Origin of the sequence: Flavobacterium macacae (assembly GCF_003865365.1) — a bacterium.
GTDB lineage: Bacteria > Bacteroidota > Bacteroidia > Flavobacteriales > Flavobacteriaceae > Flavobacterium > Flavobacterium macacae.
Genome location: NZ_RQVR01000013.1, coordinates 96,113 through 119,958 on the forward strand (window position 1 = coordinate 96,113; position 23,846 = coordinate 119,958).

Sequence of the window (23,846 nt, forward strand, 5' to 3'; positions counted from 1 at the left end):
AAACGCCTAATTCACATTGTGCAGAAAAACGTCTGCGGGAATACTAAAATAATTTTTTAATTTTTGAGCCATCTTCAGCGTAATCTCCCGTTTGCCAGAAAGTACTGCTGAAACGTGACCCTTACTTCCAATTATCGGTTCAAGATCTTTCGCTTTCATTCCCATTTCTTGCATTTTGTATTTTATAACTTCCAGAGCGTCAAGTTCAGGCAATTGAAAGTTTTTTTCGTCGTAATCTTTTATTAAGACAATAAGCAAATCTAATTCATCACCTTCTGGTGTATTTGGCAAGGCGTGAAAAATTTCCATCATTCTTATGGAAGCTTTGTTATAATCGTCTTCTGTTTTTAATACTTTCCAGTTCATCGTTATATCTTTTTGTCTGTTAAAATGGCGATGTCAAATGCGATTGTTTCCACATTTATTTTATCATATTCTTTGTGGGTTCCAAACCAAATCACATAACACGCGCCTTGAAGAAAATTCACAGAAACAATTAATCGAAATTCATTGCCTTTAATATTGAAAATAACGCGATTATTATTGACAATACTTGCGTTACCATACACTTTTTTAAGCTGATTAAAATTCTGGAATTCGAGTTTTGAAAATTCATTGTACCAGATAAGCAGTTGCGTTTGGGCAATTGGATATTTTGTGGCGTAATATAAAATTGTTTTCTTGATGAGTATCTTCATTACAAAAGTAATTAAAAGTTTTCAATTTGCAAACTTTTTGTTGTTTGCAAATGATTCTGAATGTCGGCAAACTTCGTCAATAGCCCTGATTGTAGCGGAAAGCCCGGAGTTTTGAAATCTATTTTTTGCTGCAAGAAAAACAGCGACCGAAGGAAGCTCGTTTTTTTGCTTGTAAAAAAAGATTTTAAGATGAGGACTTGTAGCGGAAAGCAGGAATAGCTTCTTATAAAAATCTTCACATTTCACTAAAAAATCATAAGATTATCATTTGCATTAATACAATTATAACAAAATAGTATTTCCGATTCCAAAGTTAAATGTTTAATTTTGAAATAAATATTTTATAAAACTTTAAAACAATCCGACTATGGCTTTTGAATTACCAAAATTACCGTATGCTTATGATGCATTGGAACCACATATTGATGCTAAAACTATGGAAATTCACCATACAAAACATCATAATGCATACACGACTAACTTAAATGCTGCTATTGCAGGCACTGATTTAGAAGGCTTAACGATTGAAAACATCTTGATCAACCTTGACAAAAAGAATGCTGCGGTTAGAAATAACGGCGGTGGTTTTTACAATCACAATTTGTTTTGGAAAGTAATGTCGCCAAATGGCGGCGGTCTTCCAAAAGGAGAATTATTGGACGCGATTGAAAGAGATTTTGGAACTTTTGAAGAGTTTAAAGCGAAGTTTGCAAAAGCGGGCGCGACTCAATTTGGTTCTGGATGGGCTTGGCTTTGTGTTCAAAAAGGTGGAAAATTAGACGTTTGCGGTACTCCGAACCAAGATAATCCGTTGATGCCAGAAGTGGGTTGCGGTGGAACTCCAATCCTTGGAATGGATGTTTGGGAGCACGCTTATTACTTGAACTACCAAAACAGAAGACCTGATTATATCGAGGCTTTTTTCAATGTGATCAACTGGGAAGAAGTTTCAAGAAGATATGCTTCTGAGAAATAATATTTCTTTTGAAATAAATAAGCGTTCTGAAAAGAGCGCTTTTTTTATGCTTTGATTTTTAATGACTTCGATGTTTTGTAGTACTTTTGAAATCTGAAAAATTTTCCATTGAAAAAATACCACTTTTTATATTTATTATTTTTTGCGTTTTTATCTTTTTCGTGTTCAAAAAAGAAGCTTGATCTGAATTCTAATTCGAATGACAGCCTTTCCGTTTATTTGGAAATTGCCAATGATGATGCCGAATCTCATAAAAAAAGAATGGAAGTCACTGAAAAAGCATTAAGAATAATTTCAAGTCAAGAAAACGATTCTATGTATCGCGTTAATCTTTTTAAGGTTGCGAATCGCTATTTTAATATGCCCAATTGGCCAAATTATAAGAAAACGGTAGAATTGCTGGTCGAAAAGTCAGAGATATCAAAAGACAATGAAAGCCTAGCAAAAGCCTATAGTTATATGGGAGACTATTATTTTAGAAATACTAAAGCCGATTCTAGCTTTTTATTTTATAAAAAAGCAGAAAGGCTTTATATCGAACAAAAAAATGATGCAAAATTAGGTAAATTATACATCAGCTTCTCAAGAGCACACTACATGATTAACGATTATGGCGGTTCTGAATTCATGGCTGTAAAGGCTTTAAAAGCCTTAAAGAACACAAAAGACTCTGTTTCGATTTTTGAAACCTATAATCTTCTGGGCGTGAATGCCAATTTAATGCGTCAAACTGATGAATCCTTAAAATATCATAAAAAAGCATTAGCTATTTTAAATAAGTATAAATTCCCATCCTCTTTTCAACTGAAGTCATTGAGTTATAACAACATTGGAACTGTTTACATAACCAGTGGCAACTATGACCAAGCAATCAAGTATTTTAAAATCTCTCTTGCTCAAAAAGACCATTTTTTAAATAATCCTGAATCTTACGCACGGACTTTAGACAATCTTGCCATTGCACTTTTTAAGAAAAGAGATTTCACGCTTTTACCAGACTTATTCTATGATTCGATAAAAATAAAAGACAGCTTAAACTTGACTTCAGGAATCGTCACTTCTAAAAACAATTTATCAGAATATTATCTGTATTTAAAAGACACGCTACAAGCAAAAAAATTGGCTCAAGAATCCTTAAAGCTTTCTTATAAATCGAATATCCCAGAAGATTTATTATATTCTTTAAAACGTTTGGCTTTTTCAGATCCAAAAAACGCCACTAATCATTTTGAGAGATACAACCATCTAAATGACAGTCTTGTCGTTGAAGAAAGAAAATCAAGAAATAGAATTGCACGAATTGAATATCAAACCGACGAAATTATTTTAGAGAAAAATAATGCAGTTGCCCAAAAATGGATATTTTTCTGGCTTTCCGTTTCTGGATTACTTTTAGCCTTTTTGATATTTAACATACGAATCCAACGTTCAAAGAAACGCGAATTAAGACTGATTAAAAACCAACAGTATGCGAATGAAGAGATATATAGATTGATACTTGATCAAAAAATAAGATTTGAAGAAGGAAGACAGAAAGAAAAGAAACGAATTTCTAAAGAACTTCACGATGGAATTATGAACAAGTTAGCGAGCATCCGACTCAATCTTTTCATCCTTAAAAAGAAAACAGACCCTGAAACGATTGAAGAAAGTTTAAAATACATTTCTGAAATCCAAAATATTGAAAAAGAAATCAGAAATATCGCGCACGATCTTGCTGACGAAAAATTTCCGATAAAAGACGACTATTCTGGGCTTTTGAACAATCTTGTTTCTGATTTCAAAAAACATGATTTTACAAAGTTACATCTAGAAGTCGACAAAGAAATCAATTGGGACATTATTCCAGCGGTTATAAAAATGAATTGTTATCGCATCTTGCAAGAAAGCATCAACAATATCGTCAAACATGCAAATGCGACAAATGTGGTCATTGAGATTTTAAAGATAAATTCGAATATCGAAATATTAGTGAAGGACGATGGTTGCGGATTTGATATTTCAAAAACCACAATGGGAATTGGCTTAAAAAACATTAAGTCAAGAACTGCTGAAATTGGAGCTGAGCTGTATATTACATCTTCAGATGGACTTGGAACTTCAATTAGTATAAAAATTCCAATAGCCTAAATTTATAAAATAAAAAAGGTGGAATTGCTTCCACCCTTTTTGCCCCAAATCTACCATAAACTTAACCTACTAATGCTATGGTAGCCCAAAAGTAAGATGGTTTTTAAAGCTGTACAACTATTTCTGTTGAATGTATAAAATAATCGATTAAGTACATTTCCTTACGTTTCATAATGTAAAAGCATCCTTGAACGGATGCTTTTCTATTTTGTAATTACGAATTTTTATAAAATAAAAAAGGCGGAATTTCTTCCACCCTTTTTGCCCCAAATCTACCATAAACTTAACCTACTAATGCTATGGTAGCTCAAATATAAGATAAATGTTTTCGAATCGCAAAGTTTATTAGACCAACAGCCTTATAAAATCGATGAACTGCACATATTTAACCTTTTATTAATAAGCTCTAGAATCTTTTCCTTCATAAAAATTCATAAAGGCGCGGTTTACAACCCTATTTCCTCCCGGTGTTGGATAATCTCCGGTAAAATACCAGTCGCCCAAATTCTTAGGGCAGGCAACATGAAGATTTTCGACCGTTTGGAAGATAATTTTTACCTCAGCCTTAATATCTTCTGAACTTAACATCACCGCAATTTTATCTGAAACTTCCTGCGGCTCAAATGGCGCATAGATTTCAGTCACATAATTGACAACGTCAGCGTCTTTAAAATTTTCTTGTGCTTTGCATTTTGCATATACTTCGTCAACAATATGGTAAAGGTTTCTTTCTTTCAAAAGTTCCAAAGCAGCTTGAAACGCCACAAGGCCTTCTAATTTTGCCATATCGATTCCGTAACAGTCTGGATAGCGAATTTGAGGCGCTGATGAAACCACGACAATCTTTTTAGGATTCAGGCGGTCCATCATTTTGATGATGCTTTTCTTTAAAGTTGTACCGCGAACGATACTGTCATCGATGATTACCAAATTATCTTCGGGCTTGATTACGCCATACGTTACGTCATACACGTGCGCTACCAAATCATCACGACTGCTGTCTTCAGTAATAAACGTACGAAGTTTGGCGTCTTTAATCGCCACTTTTTCGGTACGGATTTTTACTTCTAATAATTCATGCAGCGTATCGACCGTCAGCGTGTCTTTATTTGCTAAAATGTAGTCGTTTTTTCTTTGGTTCAAGAAATCTTGCGCTGCTTCCACCATTCCGTAGAAAGAGGTTTCAGCCGTATTTGGAATGTATGAAAAAACGGTATTGTCAGTATCTTGGTCAATGGCTTCCAAAACTGCCGGAAGAATCAATTTTCCTAAATTTTTTCTTTCTTGGTAAATTTCAGCGTCGCTTCCTCTTGAGAAATAAATTCTTTCGAATGAACACGCTTTTTTAATTGTTGGAGTCAGAATTTCTTCCTTAGTAACTGTTCCGTTTTTTTTGATAATCAAGGCGTGGCCCGGATCCAATTCTTGCACTTGATCAAAAGGAACATTAAAAACGGTTTGGATAACCGGTCTTTCAGAAGCAACAACGGTAATTTCATCGTCTTCATAAAAATAGGCCGGACGAATCCCTGCTGGATCTCTGAAAACAAAAGCATCACCGTGGCCAAAAAGTCCTGCCATGGCATAACCTCCGTCCCAGCCTTTTGCAGCTCTTTTCAAGATTTTCTTGACATCTAAACGTTCTGCAATTACAGGCGAAGCTTCTCTTTTTGACAAGCCTTCGTTTTTGCACTCTTGGTACAGATCAGTAACCTCATCATCAAGAAAGTGTCCGATTTTCTCCATTACGGTAACGGTATCCGCCATTTCTTTTGGATGCTGTCCCAATTCGATCAAGCTGTCAAAAAGTTCTTTGACATTGGTCATGTTGAAGTTTCCGGCTACAATCAGGTTTCGGTGCATCCAGTTGTTCTGGCGCAAGAAAGGGTGCACGCTTTCGATGCTGTTTTTACCGAAAGTTCCGTAGCGTACGTGGCCTAAAAACAATTCTCCGATATACGGAATGTGTTTCTTTTGCAGTTCCACACTTTCAGCATATTCAGGATGTTCAGCCAATTCTTCATTGATCCTGGCATTGATTTGCGCAAAAACGTCTTGGATAGGCTGCGAATCATTGGATCGCACGCGGCTGATGTATCTTTCGCCTGGTTCCACATCTAACTTGATGCTTGCAAAACCGGCACCATCTTGGCCTCTGTTATGCTGTTTCTCCATTAACAGGTACATTTTTTGTACACCGTAAAATGCCGAACCGTATTTTTCTTTATAGAACTCTAACGGTTTCTTTAATCTTAAAAGGGCAATACCACACTCGTGTTTTAAAGCGTCGCTCATTGTAGTTGTTGTGTTGTAGTTGTTTTTTGTAAAAGCAATTTTTGTACCGAAATACTTAACTAATTGTGAATTATGAATTATTGTAAGTGTTAAGAAAATAAATTAGGTGGCGTTTTTTCTCTTTTCTCTTGACTCTTTCTTCTTATCTCTTGCCTACTATTTAAATCAAAAAAGCCCCATTTCTGAGGCTCGGTGTTATCCGTTATTTTTCTAAGACGATGTCAAATTGGGTCAAAGCTTTGAATTGTTGCAATCTTTGTTGCACTTCTGCTTTTTCTAGTGTTACCATTCTTTCTGTTCCGAATTTTTCTACGCAGAAAGACGCTAAGTTTGAGCCATAGATGATTGCATTCTTCATATTGCCAAAGGACACGTTTTCGCTTTGCGCAATGAATCCTGAGAAACCGCCTGCAAAAGTATCGCCTGCACCTGTTGGATCAAAAACTTCTTCCAAAGGTAATGCCGGCGCGAAGAAAATTTCTTTTTGGTGGAAAAGCAATGCTCCGTGTTCTCCTTTTTTTATTACCACATATTTTGGTCCCATGGTGTGGATTTTAGCAGCCGCTTTCACTAAAGAATACTCTCCTGTCAATTGTCTTGCTTCCTCGTCGTTTATAGTGATTACGTCAACGCGTTTGATTACGTCTAATAATTCTGGTAAAGCGCAATCCATCCAAAAGTTCATAGTATCTAAAACTACTAACTTAGGCTGTTTTTCCATTTGGTCTAAAACACTGCTTTGAACCAAAGGATGCAAGTTTCCTAACATAACGACATCAGCATCTTTAAAATCCTGAGGCACTTTTGGCTGGAAATCCGCCAAAACATTCAATTGCGTATCTAAAGTATCTCTTGAATTCAAATCATTGTGGTACAGACCGCTCCAAAAGAACGTTTTTCCGCCTTGAACCACTTCAAGTCCTGAAATATCAATATTTCTGCTGGTCAAAAGATCTAAATATTCTTGTGGGAAATCATCGCCGACAACAGAAACTATTGCAGATTTAACGTTAAAATGAGAAGCCGACAAACCAATATAAGTTGCAGCTCCGCCTAAAATTTTATCTGTTTTTCCAAAAGGAGTTTCAATAGCGTCGAAAGCAACGGTACCGACAATCAATAATTTATTCATTTTTAGATTTTCGAATTAAGGCGCAAAGATACTTCTAAAGTTTTAAAACTGCAACGATTGGAAAGCACAAAGTTTTAATAATACAGCCTGTTGATTCTTAAACGATTGAAAGCGATTTAATTTAAAAATAAAATAGTAAAAAAATGAATCAAATACCGATATTCGCTTCCTGCAATTTTGAATCTAAAATTAATAATAGCACTGCCTCTCGTAAAATTTCCAATACTTGCTTCTGATACAATTGTCCTTCGGGAAATTGAACCCTCTGATATGCAATCCATAATGTCTATTTCTTTCTATGACGCAAAGGTTGCCACCACTATAGAAGAAGCCACCGAAATGCATGGCAGAATTGTCGCTGACTATAAAAATGGCGAAACCATCCATTGGGGAATTGCTGATAATAGCACCAATGAAATTTTGGGAACTTTGGGATATTACCGAGGATTCAAGAATGAAGTCGGTGAACTTGGCTGTGTTTTAAAACCAGCATTTTATGGAAAAGGTTTTATGTCAAAAGCAATGAAACTTGCATTTGACTTCGGAAAAAACGAATTGAAATTAAAACGAATCGTTGCGATAACTTCTCAGGACAATAAAAAAGCCATTCAACTTTTGGAACGATTAAATTTCAGGATGACAAGAAAATTGGAAGATAACGAACTTGAGTTTGAACATGATTTCCAAAACACACCGCTTTAGGTGTAAAATTCTTTAAAATTTTAAACTGAAAGACAAACTAATGCCCAAAATATTGATTTTTAAAATCCCTAACGATGTATCAACGATTGAATTCAAAACAATCTCAAATGAACATTCCGCCTTTTTACATACTTTATGACGCTAATGGCATTCTATAAACCAATTCAATAAGCGGTTCGTGAATATCAATATTTCGCTCTTTCCAAACTTCCTTTTTCAACGAAGAAAGAATTTCAAATCTCGCGTTTTCATCCAGATTTCTCAATCTTGATCGCAATAATTCAACAGTTGGATATTTAAACGGTGTTGTTTTAAGTCGATTGATAATGTAATTTGAGTCCATAGCTTTTGATTTTTTGGTTGTGGTTATTAATGCGATTCTTCTTGCTAAATTACCGACCTAAAATCAATCTGTTATTCTACTATTCTAGCTAATTTTTATATGATTATACTATTTTGCAATCAATTAAAACCTAAACCTCAAACCGTTTGTCAAAATAATTCTTCAATATCGGAATCGAAACAGAGAACGTTTAGCGCTAATCGAAAAAGGCGTCGATGCTTCCATTTTTATGAAAGGAAGGCAAGAAAGCACGCCCATGTGGAAAGTGTATATCTTAAATTTGGCTTACCTATTAATAGGAAGCGGTCTTGGGATTTTCATTGCGTTACTCATCACAACGTACACTGATTTGAACAATGGAGCGGTTTATCCTTCAATTATCATCATGATGGCAGGAATCGGACTTCTTGCAGGTTTCAACAAATCAAAAGATTTAGACAAAAACTAAAACTTAAAAGTTATTTTAAAAAGGCGTGTAGAATATTTTTCTGCGCGCTTTTTTTATTAAATCAAATTTTGCACTATTTATATAGTGACAAATCAGGAAATGAAATTTTGGAGGAAGTGATTCCGAGTTAAAACTAATCTTGTTTTGACCCCACTTCTTCATACCATTTATCAACAGACAAATTGGGCTGTGTGGAAGCAAAAACCGCTAATTGATCGCATCTTTCATTCTGCGGATGATTATTATGGCCTTTTATCCATTTAAAATCGACTTTGTGCTTTCGGTTGATAATTAAAAACCGTTTCCACAAATCCGCATTTTTTTTGCCAGCGAAGTTTTTCTTTTCCCAACCAAAAACCCAGCCTTTGCTGACAGAATCCACAACATATTTAGAATCTGAAATGACCAGAACATTTGTTCCAGCGGTTTTGAGCTTTTCAATTCCCACGATTACTGCCAAAAGTTCCATTCTATTATTTGTGGTCAGCCGAAAACCTTCGTAGAATTCTTTTTTATAAGGAGTGCCCACTAATTCCATAACCACGCCATAACCGCCCGGACCAGGATTTCCTTTGGCAGAGCCGTCGGTATAGATGTGAACTTGATGGGACATTTTTTTGATTATTAGATTATTGGATTATTAAACTGCAAGACTTTCGTTCAACTTTTTAGATTTCTTTCATTTCGAGATTTTTTAAACACAAAGCATCTAAATTGTTTAAAAACCTAAGAGGTCTATAAAGTCTGCTTCATTATTTTTTCAATAATTAAAGGAAAGTGAATCTGCTCTAATTCTTGCACTTTTACAGCAATTTCTTCAGGAGTCTGGCAATTAGCTACTTCCACTTCCGCTTGAAAAATCATGCCGCCTTCGTCATAATTTTCATTGACATAATGAATGCTGATGCCCGAATGTGATTCTTTATTTTCTAAAACCGCTGTATGGACGTTCATCCCATACATTCCTTTTCCGCCATATTTAGGAAGAAGCGCAGGGTGGATATTGATAATTTTAGTAGGATAAGCAGCCACAATAGCATCGGGAAATTTCCATAAAAAACCAGCCAAGACGATCAAATCAGGTTGAAACGCGTTCAGTTTTAGCAAAACTTCCCCCGAATTCAAGTCTTCTTTTGTGAAAACTGACGTAAAAACGTGAAGATTTGATGCTTTTTCAAGCACTTTTGCACTCGGATTGTTAGAAAAAACTGCCACCACTTCGGCCGTCTTTTTCTCTTGAAAATACCTGATGATATTCTCAGCATTTGAACCTGAACCCGAAGCAAACAGTATGATCTTTTTCATTTTAGTCTTTTTTACGACACCACAAAAAAAAGAATAATAAATGATAATAAATAGAAATTAAGAGCCTTTGTGAAATATTTTTTTTAAATTAGTACTCACATTTATCAACTAAAACGTGGTTTTAAAATAAAGTTTTTTATTTTTGCCATCAATTAAATTCAAAAATTAAAAGATTATGTCAGACATTGCATCAAGAGTAAAAGCGATTATCGTAGACAAATTAGGTGTTGACGAAAACGAAGTTGTAACAGAAGCTAGCTTCACAAACGATTTAGGAGCTGATTCATTAGACACTGTTGAGCTTATCATGGAATTCGAAAAAGAATTTGATATTCAAATTCCAGACGACCAAGCTGAAAACATTGCTACTGTAGGTCAAGCAATTTCTTACATAGAAGAAGCAAAAAAATAATAACAATAACATCCCGTGTATTCTTTTGAGTACACGGGAGTTATTATTTTTAAAATTAACGATTTTGATTGCTTTCAATCATTAAGATACAATTATGCAATACCCATGTCTCTTTTTTATGACTAAGAAGAAAGCACGGGTATTTTTTATATAAATTTATAACTATAAAATTTAAAGTATGAAATTAAGAAGAGTTGTAGTAACCGGTTTAGGAGCTTTGACCCCGATTGGAAATAACGTCCAAGATTATTGGAACGCTCTAATCAATGGTGTTAGCGGTGCCGCGCCAATCACTTATTTTGATACCACTCATTTCAAAACTAAATTTGCATGCGAGCTAAAAAACTTTAATGTAGAGGATTTTATAGATAGAAAAGAAGCTAGAAAAATGGACCGTTATGCACAATATGCAATGGTTTCATCTGAAGAAGCTGTAAAAGACGCTAACTTTGATTTTGACAAATTAGACAAAGACAGGGTTGGAGTAATCTGGGGCTCTGGTATTGGAGGCCTTGAAACTTTTCAACATGAAGTAATGGAATTTACCAAAGGCAGCGGTGTTCCAAAATTCAATCCGTTTTTTATCCCAAAAATGATCGCAGATATCGCTGGCGGACATATTTCTATCAAATATGGCTTCAGAGGACCCAATTTCACGACAGTTTCTGCGTGTGCGTCTTCAACAAATGCGATGATTGACGCTTTCAATTATATCCGATTAAATCACGCTGACGTAATGGTAACGGGCGGTTCAGAAGCTGCTGTAACTATTGCCGGAATGGGCGGATTTAACGCAATGCACGCTTTATCAACAAGAAATGACGACCCAAAAACAGCTTCAAGACCAATGGATAAAGACCGCGAAGGCTTTGTACTGGGTGAAGGTGCCGGTGCTTTAATTCTTGAAGAATACGAACACGCGATTGCCCGTGGCGCAACTATTTATTGCGAAATTGGCGGTGGCGGTATGTCGGCTGATGCACATCACATTACGGCGCCCCATCCTGAAGGTTTGGGTGCTAAAAATGTAATGCAGTATTGCTTGAGAGACGCTGGCCTGAAACCGGAAGATGTTGACGGTGTAAATATGCACGGTACTTCAACGCCTCTTGGCGACATTGCAGAATCAAAAGCAATTCAACACGTTTTTGGTGAGCACGCTTACAAATTGAACTTGAATTCAACTAAATCGATGACAGGCCACCTTCTTGGCGCTGCCGGAGCGATTGAAACCATTTCTTGTATCCTTTCGATCAAACACGGAATTGTTCCTCCAACGATCAACCACTTTACGGATGACGAAAACATTGATCCAAAATTAAACTTCACTTTTAACAAAGCTCAAAAAAGAGACATGAAAGTGGTAATGAGCAATACTTTTGGCTTTGGCGGACACAACGCTTGCGTTTTGGTTAAAAAATTAGAACTTTAATATTCATATGAGTATAATCAGAAAAATATTTTCAAATTCCCGTTCTCCAGAAGACGGGATTTTTTTTACTGATATTCAAAAAATACTGGGATTTAAGCCCTTAAACTTAGAATGTTACCGAAGGGCCTTCACGCACCGCTCTTCAAACAAGCTGGATTCTAACGGAAATGCCGTGAATTATGAACGCTTGGAATTCTTGGGAGACGCTATGCTGAGCTCTGTTATTGCCGCGTATCTTTTTAAGGAAGTTCCGTCAGGCGATGAAGGCTATTTGACCAAAATGCGTTCAAAAATCGTCAGCCGGGAACACTTGAATGAATTGGGTCGCGATTTAAATCTGATTTCATTCATTGAAAGCAAAGTCCCGACACAGCATTTTGGAGAAAACATCCACGGCAATATCTTTGAAGCATTGGTTGGAGCCATTTATTTAGACAAAGGTTACACCTATTGCGAGAAATTCATCCAAAAAAGGGTCGTTAAGCCGTATGTGGATATTGCCAAATTAGAAGGAAAAGTAATCAGTTACAAAAGCCTTTTGATTGAATGGTGCCAAAAAGAAAAGAAAGTTTTTCATTATGATGTTTTTGAAGACAACGGCATCAGTGGCGAGCGTTTTTTTGGCGTCAAATTGAGCATCGATAAAAAGGTGATTGCCAAAGCCAGGGCTACTTCAAAAAAGAAAGCCGAAGAAATTGCAAGCAAGAGAGCGTATTTTGCTTTTCAGCAGAAAATTGATAATAAGTAAAAACAGGCGAAAGCCTGTTTTTTTGTTTTCGATAAACACTTCCTGCGATCATTTCCCTAAACTTCAGATACTATTTATTTTTCATTATCACTTTCTTAAAGTTCAACCTCAACTTATTGTAAAACAACTAAAACTACATCGTTTTCGTTGATAAATTACCGTTAAGAAGAGACTTTCTTGCAGTATCCGTCACTAAATTTAAGTATATTTACGACTTATTTAATTTTACTATGGGCATCCATAAATTAAGTCTTGACGAATTTGATGAAATTGATTATGAATTAATCGCGATTCATACTTCATTGGAAGATTTTAGGCTAGCCTACTTCATCAATCAGCAATTACCTATAATTTTAAGCAGAAGCAATGATGAAATTGGCGTAACAACCAAAGAAGGAGAAGCTATGTTTGCTAAATTCGGTTTTGAAGATGTTTCTAAAGACATCAATTGGACATTGATTCAAAACAAGAACGAAATCATCGTCAGAAAAAAAAGTGATGACCAAAATCTTTTTTTAGATGAAAATGTTGAAATTAACAACAAGGTATATCTTCTTCCTGAATTAAAAAAAGTAGATTTTTTGTTGAAAATAGAAAACAACTTCAGCACTTACAATTTAGAAGAAATCATACAAAAACTAAATAATATTGATTGGATTTCAACTGTTTATGAAGTGGATCCGGACTCAATTAAATCTAAAAACAATTTAATTTTCTAATAAATGTTGACAAGAAAAAAAACAAAGATCGTAGCTACATTAGGCCCCGCCTGCAGCACTAAACCTGTCCTAAAAGATATGATTGACGCTGGAGTAAATGTATTTAGGATTAACTTTTCTCATGCAGATTACTCAGATGTAAAGGCCAGAATCGATATGATTCGCGAGCTGAATGAAGAATTCGGATACAATACAGCAATTCTTGCTGATTTACAAGGACCAAAACTTCGTGTTGGGGTCATGAAAGAAGATGTAGTGGTTGCTCCTGGAGATATCATTACTTTTCAAACGGCTGAAGACGTTCCTGGAACTGCAGAAAGAGTTTACATGAACTACAAACAATTTCCAGCTGATGTCAAGCCAGGAGAAAAAATTCTTCTTGATGATGGAAAATTGATGTTTGAAGCTTTAGAAACTAACGGAACTTCAGAAGTAGTTTGCCGTGTGGTTCAAGGCGGCCCGTTGAAATCAAAAAAAGGAGTAAACTTGCCTAATACAAAGGTTTCGCTTCCGGCTTTGACCGAAAAAGATATTAGGGATGCACTTTTTGCAATTGAACACCAAGTAGATTGGATTGCACTTTCTTTTGTAAGGAATGCCGAAGATTTAATGGAATTGCAAGACTTGATTTCTGCAAATTCTGCTTATAAAATTCCGATTATCGCTAAAATTGAAAAACCAGAAGGCGTGGAAAACATCGATAAGATTGTTGCTTTCTGCGATGGCTTGATGGTGGCCCGTGGAGATCTTGGTGTTGAAATTCCAGCGCAGGAAGTGCCGTTGATCCAAAAGAAATTGGTTCAAAGAGCAAAAACGGCTCGAATTCCGGTAATTATCGCTACGCAGATGATGGAAACAATGATCACCAGCCTGACGCCAACACGTGCAGAAGTGAATGACGTTGCCAATTCTGTAATGGACGGTGCTGATGCCGTGATGCTTTCTGGAGAAACTTCTGTTGGAAATTATCCGATCCAGGTGATTGAAAAAATGACCCAAATTATTGAAGCAGTTGAGGATTCTCCGCTAATTCAAGTACCGCAAAATACACCGCAAATCAGAACAAAACGTTTTATTACCAAATCAATTTGCCACCACGCTGCCTTGATGGCAAACGTGATCAAAGCAAAGGCGATCTGTACCTTGACAAACAGCGGTTATACTGCATTTCAAATTTCAGCCTGGAGACCGCAGTCTCACATTTTGGTATTTACTTCAAACAGAAGAATCTTGACGCAGTTAAGCTTGCTTTGGGGAGTTAATTCTTATTTCTATGACAAATTTGTGAGCACGGATGACACTGTGACGGATGTGAACGAAATTGCAAGAGAAAAAGGTTATGTTGAAAAAGGTGATTTCTTGATCAATCTTGCTGCAATGCCAGTGGTTGACAAAGGGATGGTAAACACTTTGAGAGTTTCTGAAATAGAGTAATCTCAATTCAAAATACTAAAAAGTCCGTTGGAAATTCTAGCGGACTTTTTTTATAGTGCAATTTTTGGGATTACACCAAAAGAAAAATTATATTTGGACAAATAATAAAATACGTACGAAATGAACTTTAAATCAAGTAATCCTTTTTTAGGAAATAAGAACTTTAGCAAGCCCACTGCGTTAGCTGCACAGCAAGATTCTGCCTTAATTTCCTATGGTCAAGAAATGACGGTTTCTGGAACGATCAACAAAAGTTTTATTATGCTTTTGCTTCTTTTGGCAACAGCATCTGTGACTTGGTATTTGGCTTTTAACGGAATGAACCCAATGCCTTTGGCCATTGGTGGCGCTGTTATCGGATTAATTTTGGTCCTGGTTTCTTCTTTTAAACCACATCTTTCCACCTATTTGGCTCCGGCTTATGCTTTATTTGAAGGTTTGTTTATCGGAGGGATTTCTGCTATTTTTGAAGCCATGCATCCTGGACTGGTGATTCAAGCCGTTGGGGCAACATTTGTTACTTTTTTAGTTTGCTTCGGATTGTATAAATATAATATTGTAAAAGTAAACGAACAGTTCAAATCAGTGGTTATCGCAGCAACTTTGGCAGTTGTGACGTATTATGTAATTTCATTTCTTTTGTCAATGTTCACAAGCTTCACACCTGTGCATCACGGAAATTCTTTGATGAGTATTGGAATCAGCGTGGTAGTGATCATCATTGCGGCATTGAACTTATTCTTAGATTTTGATATGATTGAAAAAGGAGCTCAAAAAAGACTTCCGAAATACATGGAATGGTTTGGTGCCATGGGATTGATGATCACCTTGGTTTGGTTATACATTGAATTCTTAAGATTGCTTTCAAAACTTTCCAGCAGAGACTAAAAAAGTTTAAAATATATAAATTATAGGCTGGACATTTTGTTCGGCCTTTTTTTGTGCGTTAAAAATAAAAATTTAAGGAGATTTATTAATAGTTTACGAAAAACAGTAATTACATTAAAAAAACAACAGTAAACTTGTGCTTTATAAATCGATACGCACAAAAATGAAAAATAAAGAAAATAGAAGATTGAACTGAAGACAGTGCAACTATTGGTGCAAGGAATACGTAATAAAAACCTTTGCGAACATATTAATTCTTCAAACAGCGCCATAGAAAAGCGAAATAAAAATTAAATGGAAACGATGAAGATTTATTAAAAATTGCTAGAGAAAACAAATAGATTCAAAATGTGTGGTTTTTCCGTAACATAAAAAATTAATTTGTTTTAAAATTATTTTACTTCTTTGTTAAACTGACTATAAATTGTAACTAAGCCGCAATTTCAAAAGCCACAAAATTCACTAACTTTTTCTTAGAATTAAAAACCGGAAAAGCTTGAATTTTACAGGCATACGTTTCACCGTTTTTCTTGTAATTTAAAAGCGTTTTTTCAAAAGGTTGTTCCAGATTTATGGCGATTTTCATGTCTTCCAAATCCTTTTTACAAGTATTTACTCCTTGAAACATTTTTGGTGATTTCCCAATTACTTCATCGTTTTGGTACCCGGTCATTTGCAGGATGTTTTCGGTTGCAAAAACAATATTTAAGCGGGCATCAGTCACGACAATGGTTTTTTGATTTTGAAGTTCTTCAGAGAAATTCCAGCTGCTGATCCAATGATTCACTTTGGCAAATTCTTGAAGTTTATTGGCATCGGAAAGCGCTGTGGCTTTTTGGTCGAAATTGACAGCAAAAAAATCCCATGAATGCAAAGGCATTGTATTTCCTTCAGGCATCTTGGATAATTTTTCCAGTACGTTATCATAGGATTCTAAATCAAACATCAGATAAATTTTTAACAAATATAGATATTACAACAATTGAACCGCAAATGTTAGTACTGTTTAACTCTTGTTCAACATTATTAAAAATCAAATTTCAATTGTACCACTATTGTTTTCTTTACTTCTGTATTCAGATTCCCAAGAGACAAACCCAGCAAACGTACTGAATCTTTCATTTTTTCTTGATACAATAATTCTTTTGCCGTATCAAGAATCAGACTTTTGTCAGCAATAAAATATATCAAAGTTTTGCTTCGAGTTTGAACGGTGAAGTCACTATATTTAATTTTCAATGTAACCGTTTTCCCTGCAATTTTGTGTTTTTTCAACCTTCTTTCTAAAGTGGCTGCAATAGATTCCAAACGTTCCATCATAAAAACTTCTGAAGTCAGATTTTCATCAAATGTATGCTCCGCTCCCACAGATTTTGCAATACGCTCTGATTTTACAGCGCTGTTGTGGATCCCACGAACTACATTGTAATAAAACGCTCCCGATTTTCCGAAATGTTTCACTAAAAATTCTAAGGATTTTTCTTTCAAATCTTTTCCCGTAAAAATGCCTAGGTGGTACATTTTATCAGTGGTAACCTTCCCTACTCCATAAAACTTGCGGATTGGAAGTACTTCTAAAAAATCAATAATCTCATCAGGATTTACCGTTTTTTGTCCGTTTGGTTTATTAAAATCAGAAGCTACTTTTGCTACAAATTTATTCATAGAAATCCCGGCAGAAGCCGTAAGTCCGACCTCGTCAAAAATCCTTTTTCTAATTTCCTGTGCAATTAAAGTAGCACTCGGATTTCCTTTTTTATTTACGGTAACATCTAAATAAGCTTCGTCCAGCGAAAGTGGCTCGACCAAATCAGTGTAGTCATAAAAAATCTTGTGGATCTTCGCAGAAATTTCACGATAGCGTTCGAATCTTGGCCGTACAAAAATCAAATCGGGACAATTTTTTTTGGCTAAATAACCGCTGATGGCACTTCTTACGCCAAATTTTCGAGCTTCATAACTTGCCGCCGAAACGACCCCACGATTTTCTCCACCGCCAACAGCCACCGGCTTTCCTCGCAATTCAGGATTATCCATTTGTTCCACAGATGCATAAAAAGCATCCATATCAACGTGTATGATTTTCCTATTTTGAATTGGCTCTTGCATAAATCTTTCCTCAAAAAGTCGTTCTGATTCTTGCTTCAAATTTAATTCAAAACTAGCTGTTTTTACAGTAAATATTTCGGATTATTTCTTAGTATCTGAAGTCAGGTAACTCTCTGTTGCTTCTGATTTAATTTTACTTTCTGACGGAAAAAAGAAGCTCATTGGCTTGTAAGTAAAATGCCTCCAAATTGACGAAATAATATAACGGACTTCTAACAAAGGAATATTTCTCGAACGGAAAGCCAGTCCTAATGAAAGTGAAAAACTAACCAAGAAATTGACCAGTCCCACGACTCCTATTCCGATTATGGACCAAATAATGATATCAATCGAAGCCATAAAATCGCCCCCATAAAGCCCGAGGGCGAAATTTCCGCTGGTAAATGTAATATGTCGAATATCTAAATCTAATCCGAAAAATAGTCCAACGGAAGCCGTGGAGCCCATGAAAATCCCGAACCAAAAATTAGAAATGACTCCGGCCCATTTTTTCTCATATAAGTCAGCAAATTTCTTCGTTTTTTCTCTTCCGAAGCTCTTTTTCAACAGCGGATGTTCTTGAATTCTATAATAAACATGGCCATGTTTGTCTCTGTTGGCAATACTTCCCGAAATAATTCCAGACAAGAAAAGGAAAACTCCTGCAATCGCAGCGTGAAAAATTGCTGGCGAATGAACCGGACTCAAATCAGTCAACAATTTTGTCCATTTTGAAGCGGCAATATTGTATTCAAAAGCGTAATCGATCAGCCAAATACCTAATAAAGCGACAGGAAAAGCCATAATTACATTGCCTACAAAAGCGATAAATTGTGATCGGAAAACACGGGCAAACAAAACGGCAAAAGCATAATGTTTTTCAGAGGGCTGCCCTTGCTTTTTCATCCCTTTTTCCAGCGCACTGATTAATGCAGAAGCTGTCATGGCAGGCTGTTTTGTTGCTAATGTAAAACCACAAAGATAAATAGCAATGAAACCAGCCGCATAATTCATGCTGTACAAAAATGCGTGTCCGAAAGCGCTAGTTTCCACTTTCCCCAACAACACTTTTATGATACAGAGAAATCCCACAATCAAACCACCACCCAAAGCACCGCGGAACATCCTGAAATATTCGGCTTTGCCTTCGGTTATGTATTTTTCGCCTGTTTTGGCAGTATGCTGTGTAACTTCATATGATAAAAGCTGCGTGCTTTCGCTAATTAAACCCCGGACATCGTTTTTATAACAATTGTATTTTATCAGTTTTAAGGCCAGCTGGATGCCGTTATTTTTTTTATTTTCTTCAAAATCAACAATCAAAAGCGGAATCAAAACTTTTAGTCGGTGCAACTGCTGCCTGATGCGGAGCAAATTTTGATTTACGCGAAGTGAAATACCATATTTTGAGGTGTTTGCAAATGCTTTTTCAACAAAATCCATACATTGCTTGTGCAAAATGAGCAACTGCTTATAATACAGATCGTTTGACGTAATATAATGGTCACCGTTGGGATTTCTGATAATTTCATCAATTTGTATGAGTTCTTTTTCAAAGGCAGAAAACGGACTTTCGAGATTATCATATTCTGGTACCATCTTTATTACATCGGTTTCCATGGCACGGCCCGAAATTCTTTGCGTAATGATGCTCATCGAATGCAATAATTCTGACAAGGCAGAATCTTCTTCGATAGAATCATAAATGGTCTTGAACAGCAACAAATCATACAATTCCTCCACTTGATCCATCGGAATTTTATTCACCCAAACAGAATCGGTATTGACATAAAATACTTGGTTTAAAACATATTCAAGGGATTCTTTGTTAGGCTGAAAAGGAAGCAATTTTGAAAAAAGGCGCTTTCTTACTTCAAAAATAAAATCTACATCTTGTAAAATTCCGGCGTCTGATAAGAATTTATTGAATTCTTTGTGATGCAATAAATGCTTAATATAATAGGAGAATTGAAGTCGGACAAAGTCATTTTTACGAAGGAAATCTAAGAGTTCATAGATATCAATTCGTGCTGCAGCTTTAGGGTTTTTAGGGCGTATAATCCTGACCAACTGTACTAAAAGCTCGATTTCATCTTGCGTTTGTGTCCAAAGTTGGGCTTCGTCAAAATAGTGACTTAAAAAAGAAGTAATCGTTATTTTTGGCTTTGATTTTCTAAATTTCATAGAGTGTTTAAGTAAGCTTTAACTGTAAAAATACAAATTGGCGGACATTTATCAGTAAATTCGTGATGTAAAATTATAATAATATGGTTGAGATAGAAAGAAAGTTTCTAGTAAATTCAGAAGATTTCAAAAAAGAGGCCCTTCGAAAGAATCACATTGCGCAAGGCTATTTGAACAGCCATCCTGAACGAACGGTTCGCGTGAGGATCAAAGGAGAAGTTGGCTTTTTGACCATCAAGGGCAAAGGAAACGAGACGGGAATGACACGTTTTGAATGGGAGACCGAAATTGCCCTGGCGGAAGCTAAAAATTTGATTCAATTGTGCGAAAATGGCGTAATTGACAAAATCAGGCACGAAGTTGAAATCGGAAACCATACCTATGAAGTAGATGAGTTTTTTGGCGACAACGAAGGTTTGGTTATAGCCGAAATTGAATTGAAATCAGAAGACGAACCTTTTGAAAAACCCAATTGGCTTGGGCAAGAAGTGACAAATGACGAAAGGTATTACAATGCTTACTTGAGCAACAATCCGTTTAAAAACTGGAAATAAATAACCGCAGAATTACCGATTTGAATTTTAAGGATCTGTAAATTCGGCTACACTTTATTATGAAATACGACCTTATAATCATAGGCGGAGGCCCAATTGGACTGGCTTGCGCGATTGAAGCGCAAAAGAATAACCTGAACTATTTGATCCTTGAAAAAGGGGCTTTGGTCAACAGCATTTTCAATTATCCGCTATATATGACCTTTTTTTCAACAGCAGAACGTCTTGAAATTGGCAACATTCCGTTTAATTGCTTGGCGCCAAAACCAGGGCGCCAAGATGCACTGGAATATTACCGAAACATTCACCGCTATTTCAATTTCAATATTCATTTATTTGAAAAAGTGGAAAGCGTTTTAAAACAAAACGACGGTTCGTTTGAGATTCTTTCAGACAAGAAAAAATATTCGAGTTCTAACGTAGTGATCGCTACAGGATTTTATGACATCCCGCTTTATATGGACATTCCAGGTGAAGATTTGCCAAAAGTGCGCCATTATTATAAGGAAGCGCACGAATATGCGTTTCGCAAGATTTTGGTTGTCGGCGCCAATAATTCTTCTGTGGATGCCGCTTTAGAATGTTATCGAAAAGGCGCGGAAGTGACGATGGTGATTCGAAAAAATGAAATCAACAGCCGCGTGAAATATTGGGCCAAGCCTGATATTGAAAATCGAATTGCCGAAGGAAGCATTAAAGCTTACTTTGAATCTACGCTTTCCGAAATACGTGAAAACGAAGTGGAAATCAAAACACCCAAAGGAAAAATTACGTTAGAAAACGACTTTGTTTTGGCCTTGACAGGTTACCAACCCGATTTGAATTTTCTTTCAAACATGGGAATTGAGCTTTCTGACGATGAAAAAAAAGCGCCAAAATACAATCCAGAAACGATGGAAACCAACGTTACCGGTCTTTATTTGGCCGGCGTGGTTTGTGGCGGTATGGAAACGCACAAATGGTTTATTGAAAATTCAAGAGTGCACGCTGGGATGATATTAGATTCAATTGTTTCTAAAACTTCTTAAATTTATAAATAGGTAACCCAAATCACTATGAAAAAATTGCTGTTTTTCTCATTTTTCTTTGCTTGTTCGTTGGCCAAAGCGCAAAAAATGACTACGATTACTTATTTCCAAAATGATACTTTAAAGTTGGATTTGGATTTGTTTGTCCCTGAAAATGCTTCAAAAACCAAACTCCCCTTGATGATTTATGTTCACGGTGGCGGATTTTCTGGAGGCGAAAGAGAATCTGGACACAGCCTTTGCAAGTATTTAGCAAATAATGGATTTGCTTCAGCAACAATTACGTATACTTTGTATGCAAAAGGAAAAAACTTTGGATGTGACGGAGCGCTTCCGAATAAAATCAAGTCGTTTCAATTTGCAGCCAATGACTTATGGCTGGCTACTTCTTACTTTATAAAAAATAGTGAAAAACACAATATTGATGTAGATAAAATCTTTATTTCTGGATCAAGTGCTGGTGCCGAAGCGGTGTTGCACGCTGCTTTTTGGGATTTTAAAACCATGAATCTGTATGCTAAAAATGCGCTCCCAAAAGACTTTAGATATGCCGGATTGGTTTCTGGCGCTGGAGCGATTATGGATCTGAATATGATTACGAAAAAAAACATAATTCCGATGCTTTTTTTCCACGGAAGTGCCGATACCGTTGTGCCTTTTGGAACTGCGGCACATCATCTTTGCAAGACCAATTCGAGCAATTGGCTGATGCTTTTTGGTTCAAATTCTATTTACAATCACGCCTTGAGTTTAGACGGTTCGACGTCACTTTATACCTATTGCGGTGGCGGGCACGAATACAGCGGGACACTTTTTGAAAAGGACCAATTTTATATTTTAAACTTTTTGAACGACGTTTTGATCGGAAAAAAAGTGCAGAACCACACGGTTTTCAAAACTGGAAAAAAGGCAGACAAAGCAAATCCGTATGGGTTTTGCGAGTAAATAAGGCAGCTACAGCTATGAAACAAATAAAAAAGGAACGATTGAAAGTCGATTCCTTTTTAAAAACGGAAGGTTTGTTCTAAATAATAATTTCCGCATCTCAAAACCACTTGCCAGGCGGGGAGCTGGAAAATGCCTCCGAAGTTGGCATTTTGTTATAATTATGATTGGAAAAGTTATTTGGGGTCACTTTTTTTCTTCTCATCTAGATATTTTCTGTAAAACATATCCAGCAGTGCAGCTTCTTCCAAAGGGATCAGCATTTCTATTATTTTTAAAAGGCTGTAAACGTATCTTTCGGGATCCCTGCAGATAGTGCTGTCGCTGGTTGCAACTCCGTCTAAGGCCAGCATTCCGGCCTTGAGCAAATCCATGATAATACAGAAGAGATCCCTGTATCCTTCTACTTTTAATTCTAACTGGCGCCTCACCACCGCCAAGCACACCGTCTTCACCCTCCCCTTTCTTGATTTTTTCAACGCCCTTTTCCTGCATCAGTGCCGCCGCATCGAGCATCTTGATCAGATGGATATAGGGCGTCACAAGGTCGGTGTCGGGATCAGTAGTGTTCGGGTAAAGGGAAATCTCAATGATTTAACACAAGAAAAATTCAAACTCTTGCAACGTCCTTTCCCTGAATGCGTTTTGGAGCACCAAGAAAGGATTGTTGTGCTCTTCTTTGGTCAGGGAAGAAAGAGGGAATACAGTCTCAGAGCGGGCGGAATCCTTCACTTTCCATTTTTTGCCTTTCCCTTTCAGGCAGTAGCAGACTTTGAGAAAAGAGCCGATGGCCGTATAAAAGACAAAGACATAAACCGCTGTTAGCATAGGTTTGAACTTAATATAATACGATCTTCTTCATTTACATTTACAAGATGTAAAAAATAGGTTGTTCCAATTAAATTTTTAGGTTTAAATCCAATTTTAATTTCATCACCAATAATCTTGAATTCAGATAATTCATACATTGAAAAGTAAGAATAAGAATTAGATTCTGAAGCTTTTATAACTAACGGGCCAAAATATAGTCGTTTGGGATGATTGTTCCTTAAAGAAACGTAAACTTCATTATTTGCAAACTGAAATTTTGCATATTGATAACTTTGACCAAAAGTTACAATTTTACTTTTCGCAATTATAGCAAAAATTTTTAAATCTTGAGTCTCATTACTATCTAATAAAAGATACGAATTTATAAGTTGTCTATCTTTGAAAAATAAGAACAAATTATACAAGACAAAAGCTACAAGTACAATACCTAAAAAGAATCCAATTAATTTTTCAATCTCCATTTTACTACAAGTTTTACACAAATCTCTGCTAACGTCAGTTCGTCTAAAAACCCTTCAAAGTTCTTATTCAAACTTAATTTTGAAGTAAATATA

The 23,846-nt window shown here is 36.1% G+C and carries 26 protein-coding genes; 14 read left to right on the plus strand and 12 right to left on the minus strand.

Going from position 1 to position 23,846, the window contains the following annotated elements:
• Positions 1 to 6 precede the first annotated feature (6 nt).
• Together EG849_RS11825 and EG849_RS11830 are read right to left on the minus strand one after the other, a co-directional pair.
• Complete coding sequence (locus EG849_RS11825; protein WP_125013295.1) at positions 7 to 366, minus strand: helix-turn-helix domain-containing protein; 360 nt, start codon at positions 364 to 366, stop codon at positions 7 to 9.
• Between the two features lie 2 nt (positions 367 to 368).
• Positions 369 to 698 carry a type II toxin-antitoxin system HigB family toxin gene (locus EG849_RS11830; protein ID WP_125013296.1) on the minus strand — a complete coding sequence of 110 codons (330 nt, stop codon included), beginning with the start codon at positions 696 to 698 and terminating at the stop codon, positions 369 to 371.
• Positions 699 to 1,065: 367 nt separating this feature from the next.
• Between EG849_RS11830 and EG849_RS11835 the strand changes: the two genes are divergently transcribed.
• Positions 1,066 to 1,674: a superoxide dismutase gene (locus tag EG849_RS11835; RefSeq protein WP_125013297.1), complete on the plus strand. Its 609-nt coding sequence runs from the start codon at positions 1,066 to 1,068 to the stop codon at positions 1,672 to 1,674.
• A 108-nt stretch (positions 1,675 to 1,782) separates the two neighbouring features.
• On the plus strand, positions 1,783 to 3,804 hold the full coding sequence (locus tag EG849_RS11840; protein WP_125013298.1) for a tetratricopeptide repeat-containing sensor histidine kinase: 2,022 nt from the start codon (positions 1,783 to 1,785) through the stop codon (positions 3,802 to 3,804).
• Positions 3,805 to 4,200: 396 nt separating this feature from the next.
• On the opposite strand, the gene EG849_RS11845 is transcribed toward EG849_RS11840, so the two are convergent.
• On the minus strand, positions 4,201 to 6,099 hold the full coding sequence (locus EG849_RS11845) for an amidophosphoribosyltransferase (RefSeq protein ID WP_125013299.1): 1,899 nt from the start codon (positions 6,097 to 6,099) through the stop codon (positions 4,201 to 4,203).
• A 202-nt stretch (positions 6,100 to 6,301) separates the two neighbouring features.
• On the minus strand, positions 6,302 to 7,231 hold the full coding sequence (locus tag EG849_RS11850; protein ID WP_125013300.1) for a PfkB family carbohydrate kinase: 930 nt from the start codon (positions 7,229 to 7,231) through the stop codon (positions 6,302 to 6,304).
• A 177-nt stretch (positions 7,232 to 7,408) separates the two neighbouring features.
• Between EG849_RS11850 and EG849_RS11855 the strand changes: the two genes are divergently transcribed.
• On the plus strand, positions 7,409 to 7,933 hold the full coding sequence (locus tag EG849_RS11855) for a GNAT family N-acetyltransferase (protein WP_262680050.1): 525 nt from the start codon (positions 7,409 to 7,411) through the stop codon (positions 7,931 to 7,933).
• Between the two features lie 133 nt (positions 7,934 to 8,066).
• Here EG849_RS11855 and EG849_RS11860 read toward each other — a convergent pair whose 3' ends face one another.
• On the minus strand, positions 8,067 to 8,276 hold the full coding sequence (locus EG849_RS11860; protein WP_125013302.1) for a hypothetical protein: 210 nt from the start codon (positions 8,274 to 8,276) through the stop codon (positions 8,067 to 8,069).
• A gap of 157 nt (positions 8,277 to 8,433) precedes the next feature.
• On the opposite strand from EG849_RS11860, the gene EG849_RS11865 reads away from it, so the two are divergent.
• On the plus strand, positions 8,434 to 8,724 hold the full coding sequence (locus tag EG849_RS11865) for a DUF6249 domain-containing protein (protein WP_317125208.1): 291 nt from the start codon (positions 8,434 to 8,436) through the stop codon (positions 8,722 to 8,724).
• A 133-nt stretch (positions 8,725 to 8,857) separates the two neighbouring features.
• On the opposite strand, the gene rnhA is transcribed toward EG849_RS11865, so the two are convergent.
• The gene (rnhA, locus tag EG849_RS11870) at positions 8,858 to 9,337 is read right to left on the minus strand and encodes a ribonuclease HI (protein ID WP_125013304.1); all 480 of its coding nucleotides are present in this window, start codon (positions 9,335 to 9,337) and stop codon (positions 8,858 to 8,860) included.
• Positions 9,338 to 9,459: 122 nt separating this feature from the next.
• Positions 9,460 to 10,029, minus strand: a complete 570-nt coding sequence (purN, locus tag EG849_RS11875) for a phosphoribosylglycinamide formyltransferase (protein ID WP_125013305.1) — start codon at positions 10,027 to 10,029, stop codon at positions 9,460 to 9,462.
• A gap of 175 nt (positions 10,030 to 10,204) precedes the next feature.
• Between purN and EG849_RS11880 the strand changes: the two genes are divergently transcribed.
• The 6 genes from EG849_RS11880 to EG849_RS11905 all read left to right on the plus strand — a co-directional run bounded on the left by EG849_RS11880 (position 10,205) and on the right by EG849_RS11905 (position 15,662).
• On the plus strand, positions 10,205 to 10,441 hold the full coding sequence (locus tag EG849_RS11880) for an acyl carrier protein (RefSeq protein WP_007137004.1): 237 nt from the start codon (positions 10,205 to 10,207) through the stop codon (positions 10,439 to 10,441).
• Between the two features lie 178 nt (positions 10,442 to 10,619).
• Positions 10,620 to 11,873: a beta-ketoacyl-ACP synthase II gene (gene fabF / locus EG849_RS11885; RefSeq protein ID WP_125013306.1), complete on the plus strand. Its 1,254-nt coding sequence runs from the start codon at positions 10,620 to 10,622 to the stop codon at positions 11,871 to 11,873.
• Between the two features lie 7 nt (positions 11,874 to 11,880).
• Positions 11,881 to 12,621, plus strand: a complete 741-nt coding sequence (gene rnc, locus EG849_RS11890) for a ribonuclease III (protein ID WP_125013307.1) — start codon at positions 11,881 to 11,883, stop codon at positions 12,619 to 12,621.
• A gap of 230 nt (positions 12,622 to 12,851) precedes the next feature.
• Positions 12,852 to 13,340 (plus strand): IPExxxVDY family protein, encoded by a 489-nt coding sequence (locus EG849_RS11895; protein WP_125013308.1) that lies wholly within the window; start codon positions 12,852 to 12,854, stop codon positions 13,338 to 13,340.
• A gap of 3 nt (positions 13,341 to 13,343) precedes the next feature.
• Complete coding sequence (gene pyk / locus EG849_RS11900; protein ID WP_125013309.1) at positions 13,344 to 14,774, plus strand: pyruvate kinase; 1,431 nt, start codon at positions 13,344 to 13,346, stop codon at positions 14,772 to 14,774.
• 120 nt (positions 14,775 to 14,894) lie between these two features.
• On the plus strand, positions 14,895 to 15,662 hold the full coding sequence (locus tag EG849_RS11905) for a Bax inhibitor-1/YccA family protein (protein ID WP_125013310.1): 768 nt from the start codon (positions 14,895 to 14,897) through the stop codon (positions 15,660 to 15,662).
• Between the two features lie 430 nt (positions 15,663 to 16,092).
• Here the strand turns inward: EG849_RS11905 and EG849_RS11910 are convergent, their stop codons facing one another.
• From EG849_RS11910 to EG849_RS11920, 3 genes are all read right to left on the minus strand, one after another.
• On the minus strand, positions 16,093 to 16,608 hold the full coding sequence (locus EG849_RS11910; RefSeq protein ID WP_125013311.1) for a PAS domain-containing protein: 516 nt from the start codon (positions 16,606 to 16,608) through the stop codon (positions 16,093 to 16,095).
• 80 nt (positions 16,609 to 16,688) lie between these two features.
• Positions 16,689 to 17,771, minus strand: coding sequence for a DNA polymerase IV (gene dinB, locus EG849_RS11915; protein WP_125013320.1), 1,083 nt, complete (start codon positions 17,769 to 17,771; stop codon positions 16,689 to 16,691).
• Between the two features lie 81 nt (positions 17,772 to 17,852).
• On the minus strand, positions 17,853 to 19,934 hold the full coding sequence (locus tag EG849_RS11920) for a recombinase (protein WP_125013312.1): 2,082 nt from the start codon (positions 19,932 to 19,934) through the stop codon (positions 17,853 to 17,855).
• An 83-nt stretch (positions 19,935 to 20,017) separates the two neighbouring features.
• On the opposite strand from EG849_RS11920, the gene EG849_RS11925 reads away from it, so the two are divergent.
• The 3 genes from EG849_RS11925 to EG849_RS11935 all read left to right on the plus strand — a co-directional run bounded on the left by EG849_RS11925 (position 20,018) and on the right by EG849_RS11935 (position 22,461).
• Positions 20,018 to 20,488, plus strand: a complete 471-nt coding sequence (locus tag EG849_RS11925; RefSeq protein ID WP_125013313.1) for a CYTH domain-containing protein — start codon at positions 20,018 to 20,020, stop codon at positions 20,486 to 20,488.
• Between the two features lie 59 nt (positions 20,489 to 20,547).
• Positions 20,548 to 21,516 (plus strand): YpdA family putative bacillithiol disulfide reductase, encoded by a 969-nt coding sequence (locus EG849_RS11930; protein WP_125013314.1) that lies wholly within the window; start codon positions 20,548 to 20,550, stop codon positions 21,514 to 21,516.
• 87 nt (positions 21,517 to 21,603) lie between these two features.
• Positions 21,604 to 22,461, plus strand: a complete 858-nt coding sequence (locus EG849_RS11935) for a carboxylesterase family protein (protein WP_233581793.1) — start codon at positions 21,604 to 21,606, stop codon at positions 22,459 to 22,461.
• Positions 22,462 to 22,637: 176 nt separating this feature from the next.
• On the opposite strand, the gene EG849_RS11940 is transcribed toward EG849_RS11935, so the two are convergent.
• Complete coding sequence (locus EG849_RS11940; RefSeq protein WP_125013316.1) at positions 22,638 to 22,835, minus strand: hypothetical protein; 198 nt, start codon at positions 22,833 to 22,835, stop codon at positions 22,638 to 22,640.
• Between EG849_RS11940 and EG849_RS11945 the strand changes: the two genes are divergently transcribed.
• Complete coding sequence (locus EG849_RS11945) at positions 22,834 to 23,286, plus strand: hypothetical protein (protein ID WP_125013317.1); 453 nt, start codon at positions 22,834 to 22,836, stop codon at positions 23,284 to 23,286. The two genes, EG849_RS11940 and EG849_RS11945, sit on opposite strands and share 2 nt — an antisense overlap.
• On the opposite strand, the gene EG849_RS11950 is transcribed toward EG849_RS11945, so the two are convergent.
• The gene (locus EG849_RS11950) at positions 23,283 to 23,753 is read right to left on the minus strand and encodes a hypothetical protein (RefSeq protein ID WP_125013318.1); all 471 of its coding nucleotides are present in this window, start codon (positions 23,751 to 23,753) and stop codon (positions 23,283 to 23,285) included. The two genes, EG849_RS11945 and EG849_RS11950, sit on opposite strands and share 4 nt — an antisense overlap.
• Positions 23,754 to 23,846 lie beyond the last annotated feature (93 nt).